Annotated in this window: 7 protein-coding genes; 4 read left to right on the forward strand and 3 right to left on the reverse strand. The window is 67.5% G+C overall.

Annotated elements, in window-relative coordinates; translation table 11 throughout:
• Nucleotides 1-56 precede the first annotated feature (56 nt).
• Both FBZ90_RS04980 and FBZ90_RS04985 read left to right on the forward strand, forming a co-directional pair.
• Nucleotides 57-959 (forward strand): dihydrodipicolinate synthase family protein, encoded by a 903-nt coding sequence (locus FBZ90_RS04980; RefSeq protein ID WP_145729900.1) that lies wholly within the window; start codon nt 57-59, stop codon nt 957-959.
• Between the two features lie 211 nt (nt 960-1,170).
• The gene (locus tag FBZ90_RS04985; RefSeq protein ID WP_145729901.1) at nt 1,171-2,217 is read left to right on the forward strand and encodes a 4-hydroxyproline epimerase; all 1,047 of its coding nucleotides are present in this window, start codon (nt 1,171-1,173) and stop codon (nt 2,215-2,217) included.
• A gap of 243 nt (nt 2,218-2,460) precedes the next feature.
• Here FBZ90_RS04985 and FBZ90_RS04990 read toward each other — a convergent pair whose 3' ends face one another.
• Nucleotides 2,461-3,678 (reverse strand): M24 family metallopeptidase, encoded by a 1,218-nt coding sequence (locus FBZ90_RS04990; RefSeq protein WP_145729902.1) that lies wholly within the window; start codon nt 3,676-3,678, stop codon nt 2,461-2,463.
• A gap of 149 nt (nt 3,679-3,827) precedes the next feature.
• Nucleotides 3,828-5,567 carry a peptide MFS transporter gene (locus tag FBZ90_RS28610; protein WP_145729903.1) on the reverse strand — a complete coding sequence of 580 codons (1,740 nt, stop codon included), beginning with the start codon at nt 5,565-5,567 and terminating at the stop codon, nt 3,828-3,830.
• Between the two features lie 305 nt (nt 5,568-5,872).
• On the opposite strand from FBZ90_RS28610, the gene FBZ90_RS05000 reads away from it, so the two are divergent.
• Nucleotides 5,873-6,535 (forward strand): GntR family transcriptional regulator, encoded by a 663-nt coding sequence (locus tag FBZ90_RS05000; protein ID WP_145729904.1) that lies wholly within the window; start codon nt 5,873-5,875, stop codon nt 6,533-6,535.
• A 348-nt stretch (nt 6,536-6,883) separates the two neighbouring features.
• Nucleotides 6,884-7,042: a hypothetical protein gene (locus FBZ90_RS27760; RefSeq protein ID WP_186455607.1), complete on the forward strand. Its 159-nt coding sequence runs from the start codon at nt 6,884-6,886 to the stop codon at nt 7,040-7,042.
• Nucleotides 7,043-7,061: 19 nt separating this feature from the next.
• Here the strand turns inward: FBZ90_RS27760 and FBZ90_RS05005 are convergent, their stop codons facing one another.
• Nucleotides 7,062-7,646: a hydrolase gene (locus FBZ90_RS05005; protein ID WP_145729905.1), complete on the reverse strand. Its 585-nt coding sequence runs from the start codon at nt 7,644-7,646 to the stop codon at nt 7,062-7,064.
• Nucleotides 7,647-7,720 lie beyond the last annotated feature (74 nt).

A 7,720-nucleotide genomic window follows, 5' to 3' on the forward strand; every position in this document is an offset into this window, starting at 1 on the left:
TCGCCAGGAGCGCTTGCCGACAAGCGCGTATGCGGAATCGTGAAAGGTTTTAAGAGATGGCTCTGCCCAACTGGCGCGGTGTGTTCCCCGCGGTGACCACGCAGTTCAACGAAGACCTCAGCATCAACCTGGCGGAAACGCAGCGGGTGATCGATGGGCTGATCCGCGACGGCGTGCACGGCCTGATCATCATGGGCACGGTGGGCGAAAACAACTCGCTGGAACCGGAAGAGAAGCGCCAGGTCCTGGCCGCCGCCAAGGAAGTGACCGCCGGCCGCGTGCCCGTGATCACCGGCGTGTCGGAACTGACGACGCCGCGCGCCGTCGCCTACGCCAAGGATGCGGAGAAGATCGGCGCCGACGGCCTGATGCTGCTGCCGGCCATGGTGTACGTGCCGACCGAGGAAGAGCTGTTCCGCCATTTCGCCGCCGTCGCCGGCGCCTCCGCCCTGCCCATCATGCTGTACAACAACCCGCCGGCCTACCGCGTGGACATCAGCGTGCCGCTGCTGCAGCGCCTGGCGGAGATCCCGACCATCGTGGCGCTGAAGGAATCGGCCCCCGACACCCGCCGCTTCACCGACCTGGCCAACGCCATCGACGAGTCGAAGATGATGCTGATGGCAGGATTGGACGACGTCGCCCTGGAAGGCCTGCTACTGGGCGCCCGGGGCTGGATCTCCGGCCTGACCAACGCCTTCCCCAAGGAGTCGGTGGCCCTGTACGACGCCGTCGTCGCCGGCGACCTGGCCAAGGCCCGCGCCATCTACCGCTGGTTCCTGCCGCTGCTGCACCTGGATGCCCGCCACGACCTGGTGCAGAGCATCAAGTTGGCCGAGCAGGTCATGGGCCGCGGGTCGGAGCGGGTGCGTCCGCCGCGATACATCCTGGAAGGCAAGACCCGCGCCGACGTGATCGCCATGGTCGAGAAGGCGGCGGCCACCCGTCCGAGTCTGTAAGTCGTTCCCTCAGACGCCGACGGGGCTTGTTCGTTTTCCTCAAACGCCGGCGCCAGCATCCGCTGGCTTGGCTTCCTCGCTGCGCCCTGCGGTACTCGCTGCGGGGCTGGCGGTCGCCGGCCAGCGAGGCTGGACCTGGGGAACCAGATCCAGCCTCGCAAGTCCCTTCAGAGTTCGTGCTGTTCCACCGTCTGCCTCAAGGCCCGATCCCATGACCACCGCCCCCAGCGCTCCGACCGGCGATCCCGTGCTGCCCACCGGCCGCCAGACCTTTGCCTGCATCGACGGGCACACCTGCGGCAACCCCGTGCGTCTGGTCATGGGCGGCCACCCGCCACTGGTGGGCGCCACCATGAGCGAGAAGCGCCAGGACTTCCTGTCGCGCTTCGACTGGATCCGCACGGCGCTGTGCTTCGAGCCGCGCGGCCACGACATGATGTCGGGCGGCTTCGTCTACCCGCCCTGCAGCCCGGAGGCCGACGCCTCCATCCTGTTCATCGAGACCTCGGGCTGCCTGCCCATGTGCGGCCACGGCACCATCGGCATGGTGACCTTCGCCCTGGAACACGGCCTGATCCGCCCGCGCACGCCCGGCAAGCTGGTGCTGGACGTGCCCGCCGGCCAGATCGGCGTCGAGTATGAGATGGTGGCCGGCAAGGTGAACTGGGTGCGGCTGTTCAACATCGACAGCTTCCTGTTCACCAAGGGCGTCACCATCGAGGTGCCGGAGCTGGGCCCCCTCACCCTGGACATCAGCTACGGCGGCAATTTCTACGGCATCATCGAGCCCCAGGGCACCTACAAGGGCATCGACCATCTGGGGGCGCAGAAGATCATTCATTACAGCGGCCTGGTGCGGCAGCTGGTGCGGGAGAAGATCACCCCCGTCCATCCGCTGGACAGCACCATCCGCGGCCTGAGCCATGTGATGTGGGTGGATCGGCCCAAGCACCCCGACGCCCACGGCCGCAACGCCGTGTTCTATGGCGACCGCGCCATCGACCGGTCGCCCTGCGGCACCGGCACGTCGGCCCGCATGGCCCACCTGGCCGCGCAGGGTAAGCTCAGCGTCGGCCAGAGCTTCGTGCACGAAAGCATCATCGGCAGCCTGTTCGAAGGCCGCGTGGAAAGCGCCGGCAATCTCGGCGACTTCCCCAGCATCCGCCCGTCCATCAAGGGCTGGGCGGTGCAGACCGGCCTCAACACCATTTACGTCGACCCCACCCAGGATCCGTTCTGGCGTGGCTTCCAGGTCTAAGTCCCGAGCCTGACTTAGGCCCTGGTTTTTCCTCCCAAGGCACATCCTCAAGGGCCGGTCCTCGCGGATCGGCCCTTCTTTTATGCGTCGCTCAATTCCAGTCTCAAGCCCAGCGGCATGAGCCGGGGAGGCTCATGCCGTAGGCTGCGACCGCAGCCGCCGGAAGTTTCCGGGGAGCGTCAGCGGACTGGAAACTGAGGACAAGCCAAGGGGCGGATGCCCCGCCGGCGCCTGAGGCGGCTGTCAACCATGCAGCCCGAAGGGATTATCCACATCCGTCGGCGGGGTGGTGAACCAGCGGGGGCCGTCTTCCGTCATGTAGACATGGTCCTCGAAGCGCACGCCGAACTTGCCGTAGAGGCACAGCATGGGCTCCACGCTGAAGCACAGGCCGGCCTCCAGCGGCTGCTTGTTGCCGCCGACGATGTAGGCGGGCTCATGCAGGTCCAGGCCCACGCCGTGGCCGGTGCGGTGGGGGCAGCCCGGCACCTGGTAGCCGGGGCCGTAGCCGCGGGACTCCAGGAAGCTGCGGGCGGCCTGATCCACCGCCTCGCACGCGACGCCGATCTGGGCGGCGTTGAACGCCGCCATCTGGGCGTCGCGCTCATCCTCCCACACCCGGCGGTATTCGGGGGTGGCGTGGCCGAAGGTGTAGCAGCGGGTGATGTCGGACTTGTAGCCCTCGATGGCGCAGCCGGTGTCGATCAGGACGGGGTCGCCCTCCTTCAGGAACCAGTCGCCGGGGGCGCCGTGGGGATAGGCCGTGGCCTCGCCGAACTGCACGGCGCAGAAGGTGTTGCCGCCATCGGCCCCCAGCGCGCGATGGGCCTGGCCGATGAAGGCCACCACCTCCGCCGGGGTGATACCGGGGCGCAGGATGCCGGCGGCCAGGCGATGGACCTCCAGCGTGATGGCCTTGGCATGGGACAGCAGGGCGATCTCATGCGCCGACTTCACCCGGCGGCAGGCCTCCGTCAGGGGGCGGGCGTCCACCAGGGTAGCCTGGGGCAGGGCGTCGCCCAAGTCGAAGAACACGCCGGCATAGCCCAGGGCGTCCACCGCCACCGTGGCGGAGGCGCCCGACTGCGCCCGCACCAGGTCCGCCACCAGGGCGTAGGCGCTTTCATCCTCCTGCCAGGTGCGCACCTGGTCGCCGATGCTGAGGTGCCCGCGCAGCTTGGGCTCCTCAAACGCCGGGCAGACATAGACGGGGTCGCCGTCCTTCAGGATCACCGCCGCCGTCAGCCGCTCGCTGGGGTGCCAGTCCAGGCCGGTGAAGTAGAGGAGGTTGCTGGAGGCCGGCAGCAGCAGGGCGTCGACCTTGCGCGCCGCCATATGGGCCCGCACCGCCTCGATGCGGGCGCGGTATTCTTCTGCCGTGATGGGCTGCACGGCCGCCCGCCGGGACTTCAAGGTCGACAGCACCGCCGGGGCCGACAGCCCCCCAACACCCTTGGTCATGATCAAAATCCGTCTTCTTCAAGGATCATAAGAATTTTAGGACGCGACTGCGTCCGCCGGAGCTTTTTGGGGAGCGTCAGCGGACTAAAAAGCGAGGACAAGCCAAGCCGGCACATGCCGGCGCCCGGCGTCTGAGGGAACCTCACACACTAATCATTCAGGCGGCGCAGCGGCACCACCAGCAATAGCAGCAGCACGGCGGCGGCGCAGGACCACAGGCCCGCCTTCAGATACACCGCCTGGTACGAAGCCAATTGCACCGCCGCCGGCAGGCTGCCGTCAACCACCGTCGCCTGCGCCACCAGGGCGCTGAGGCGCTGGCCATAGGCCGTGGACAGGAACCACAGGCCCACCAGCAGGCTGGTGATGGCGGGCGGCGACAGCCGGGTGATGGCGGATAGGCCGGTGGGGGACAGGCAAAGCTCCCCCACCTCTTGCAGCAGGTACAGGGACAGCAGCCAGGCCACGCCCACGCGCAGGCCGGCCGGCGTCACCTCGATGCCGAAAGCCAGGGCCAGGAAGCCCAGGCCGACGAACAGCACGCCGAAGCCGAACTTGGTGACGGGGCCCGGATCGCGGCGGCGGCGATCCAGCCAGCGCCACAGGGCGGCCAATGGCAGGGCCAGCAGGATGACGAAGGCCTTGTCCGGAAACTGCAGCACGGGGGCCGGCACCAGCACCGGGCCGATGTGGCGGTCCGTCCATTCGGCGGCGAAGACGTTCAGCGACGCCGGGCCCTGGTAGAACAGCGTCCAGTACAGCACCGACACCAGCATGAGCAGCAGCAGCAGCGCCAGATGGCGGCGCTGTCGCGCATCGCAGGTGCGGGCGAACCAGAAGACGGCGGCCAGGCCCGCCACGGCGGCGATGTCCAGCACATGGCCCACCACCGTCGGACGGTCGACGATCAGCCAGCAGGCCAACGCCAGGACGACGCCACCGGCCATGGCGGCGACACCGCCCGGCAGGCCGACGGCGGCGCGCGGCCCACCCTGCGCCACCGGCAACTCGGCCGGCAGCAGACGGCGGCCCAGGCTGAAGGTGGCCAGCGCCACCGCCATGCCGATGCCGGCGGCGCCAAAGCCCCATTCCCAGCCCAGCACGGCGCCCAGCCAGCCGCAGACGATGCTGCCCATCAGGCCGCCGGCGTTGATGCCCAGGTAGAAGATGAGGAAGCCGCGATCGCGCGCCGCGTGGCGGTCGCCATAAAGCCGGCCGACCAGGGCGGAGATGTTGGGCTTCAGCATGCCCACGCCAGCGGCGATCAGGGCCAGCGACAGGTAGAACAGCCGCAGGCCGCCGGCGTCCGGCGTTTTTTCCAGCCGGCCGCGCAGCGTGACGGGGGCGCCGTCGGGGCCGACATAGGTCAGCGTGCGGGCGTCCGCGTCCTCACCCTGGACACTGCTCAGGCTGGTGATGACCTGGGCGGTGCCGTTCACCACCACCTGGCGGGCGCCCTCCTCTCCCTCCGCCGGGTAGAGGATGGGACGCTTCAGGTCGTAGGTCGCGTCCGGGGTCACCAGCCGCTCCACCGTCTGCGCCGGCTGCCAGGCCATCAGGCCGTGGCCCATCATCAGCAGGACCGCGCCCGCCCGCACGGCGTGGCGGGCCCCCACCCAACGGTCGGCGATGAAGCCGCCCAGGACCGGGCACATATAGACCAGGACGCCGAAGGCCCCCAGCTCGGCATAGGCCGACACCTTGTCCATGGACAGGTGCCAGAGCAGGAAGAAGATCAGGATGGATTGCAGGCCGTAGTAGGAGAACCGCTCCCAGAACTCGACCGCGAACAGCAGATAGAGGCCGGGGGGATGGCCGCCGGCCTGATCCTGGGCTTCACGCGTTACGGCACGCCCCGGCCCGCCTGCCCCCGCTGTCGCTATCCCCATGCCCGACCGTCCCCGTTATCGTTGAATGATGAGCCGGCCGTTCGGCGGACCCTGGCAAGGGGATAGCGTATCGGATACGATATCCAAACTGTCAAGCCCGGCGCCCTGCGGCCGACATTCATCCCCACCCCATGAGGGTTAGCGACAACTAGACCGGGCTATGCGCCAACTACCCATGGTGCAGTACACGCGAACAGTCTAGCGTGATTTAGAAAATCAATTGCTTTTACAGCCGATTTCGGGCTGTTCAGAGCGAATTAACAGGGCCGCCTTCCAAATCCGCACCCCCGCCAAGAAGCCACCAAATGATCGCACGCGCCAAGATTGAACGGAAATCGCTGTCGGCCCAGGTGGTTGACGCCCTGCGCCAGATGATCCTGTCCGGGGAATATGCGCTGGGCGCACAGTTGCGCCAGGACGAGATCGCGCAAAAGCTGGGCGTCAGCCGCATCCCGGTGCGCGAGGCGCTGCAACAGTTGGAGGCGGAGGGCCTGGTGGCCACCATCCCCTACAAGGGATCGGTCGTGGCCCAGCTGTCGCCCGCCGAGGTGCGCGAGTATTTCGAGGTGCGTCTGTTATTGGAAACCGACCTGCTGCGCCGCGCCATCCCGCAGCTGACCGCGAAACAGATCAAGAAGGCGGAAGGCGTGCTGAAGGACATGCACGCGGCGGAGCCCGGCCGCTGGGGCGCCCTGAACTGGCAGTTGCATGAATCGCTGTATGAGCCCGCCCAGCGCCCGGTGATGCTGGACATGGTGAAGCGCATCCATGACAGCCTGGACCGCTATGTCCGCCTGCACCTGTCCATGACCCCCGCCATCCACGACCGGTCCATGGATGAGCATGAGCGCCTGGTGGCCCTGTGCCGCGACGGCAAGGGCGCCGAAGCCGTCGACCTGCTGAGCACCCACCTGACCCACGCGTTGGAAGAACTGGTGGTGTTCCTGGAGGGGCAGGAAGCGGCTTAATTTGTTTCGCTCAAGCTCCGGCGGCTGCCGTCGCGGCCTATTCGTTTACTTGAGGCGCGGGAGTGCCGGTCAAAGCGCCGCATAGACCGGACATATCCGGCTTCGGCCCGGCCTAAGGCTTAGGCACAAGGGGCGGCGCCCTTTGGCCGGCTGGTAAAGATTTCAGCGGATTTCTAAAAAGCAACCCGCGCCATCGCTGCCAGCGGTGGCGCAAAACCCCGTCATGCCAGGGTGATCCCGCCCCTTCGCATATGCCGCAGGGATGGTGCCGAAAAGGCTAATTGCGAATCATTATCAATATCAGTAATCTGACCACACTGTTTCCACCGAGGCGGAAGGGGACCTGTCATGCCGATGCCGGAGATCAAGGAAGCGACGCTGGACGAGTTGCTGGCCGAGCCCATCGTGCGCCTGGTGATGGCGCGGGACCGGGTGACGGAGGGGGAGATCAGGACCCTGGTCCATGAGACCTGCCCCCTGCTGTTCACTTTCCTGTTCGCCGCCTGACGGGCGGGTTCCGCCTGTTTCAGCCCAGCGTGATGGCGTCGCTGGTGGTCCGGCGGCCCAAGCGCGGGAAGATGGTGTTCAGGGCGAAGTCCTGCATCTCGGCGCTGAAGGTGGTCATGGCGTCGGTCGGGAGCACCAGGGCGTAGCCGTGTTCCCAGGCGGCACGCGCTGTGGACTCCACGCCGATGTTGGTGGCGATGCCGGCCAGAACGATGGTGGTGATGCCCCGGCGGCGCAGTTGCAGGTCCAGGTCCGTGCCATGGAAGGCGCCCCATTGGCGCTTGGTGATGATGATGTCGCCGGACTGCACCAGGCCATCATCCAGCGTGGACCAATTGGAGGGGTAGCCCCCCGGCGGCACGGCCATCGGCTGGTCCACCGGCTGACGCGGCGCGTCGCTGAAGTCGGGGGCGAAGGCCACCCGCACCAGCACCACAGGCGCACCGGCCGCGCGGAACCGCTCCGCCAGCGCCTTGGACCGGGCCAGCACCTCAGCCCCGGTATAGGGGGCCAGCGACAGGTTCATGATGCCGTGCTGCAGGTCGATCAGCACCAGGGCGGTGGTCTTGGGGTCCAGATTGACGCTTGTATGAGTTCCACTCATCGGGCCGCCTCCTGGTAGGATGGTTGGCCTGATGGCCGGGAGAGGGTCGCCGCAGAACGCTCGAAGTTATGTCT

The organism is Nitrospirillum pindoramense (genome assembly GCF_007827955.1).
Taxonomy (GTDB): domain Bacteria; phylum Pseudomonadota; class Alphaproteobacteria; order Azospirillales; family Azospirillaceae; genus Nitrospirillum; species Nitrospirillum amazonense_B.

Excerpts from the sequence above, each read along its gene's own strand:
- FBZ90_RS27760 (WP_186455607.1), top strand. The coding sequence starts at position 6,884 with ATGCCGATGCCGGAGATCAAGGAAGCGACGCTGGACGAGTTGCTGGCC.
- FBZ90_RS28610 (WP_145729903.1), bottom strand. The coding sequence starts at position 5,567 with ATGGGGATAGCGACAGCGGGGGCAGGCGGGCCGGGGCGTGCCGTAACG.
- FBZ90_RS05000 (WP_145729904.1), top strand. The coding sequence starts at position 5,873 with ATGATCGCACGCGCCAAGATTGAACGGAAATCGCTGTCGGCCCAGGTG.
- FBZ90_RS04980 (WP_145729900.1), top strand. The coding sequence starts at position 57 with ATGGCTCTGCCCAACTGGCGCGGTGTGTTCCCCGCGGTGACCACGCAG.
- FBZ90_RS05005 (WP_145729905.1), bottom strand. The coding sequence starts at position 7,646 with ATGAGTGGAACTCATACAAGCGTCAATCTGGACCCCAAGACCACCGCC.
- FBZ90_RS04985 (WP_145729901.1), top strand. The coding sequence starts at position 1,171 with ATGACCACCGCCCCCAGCGCTCCGACCGGCGATCCCGTGCTGCCCACC.
- FBZ90_RS04990 (WP_145729902.1), bottom strand. The coding sequence starts at position 3,678 with ATGACCAAGGGTGTTGGGGGGCTGTCGGCCCCGGCGGTGCTGTCGACC.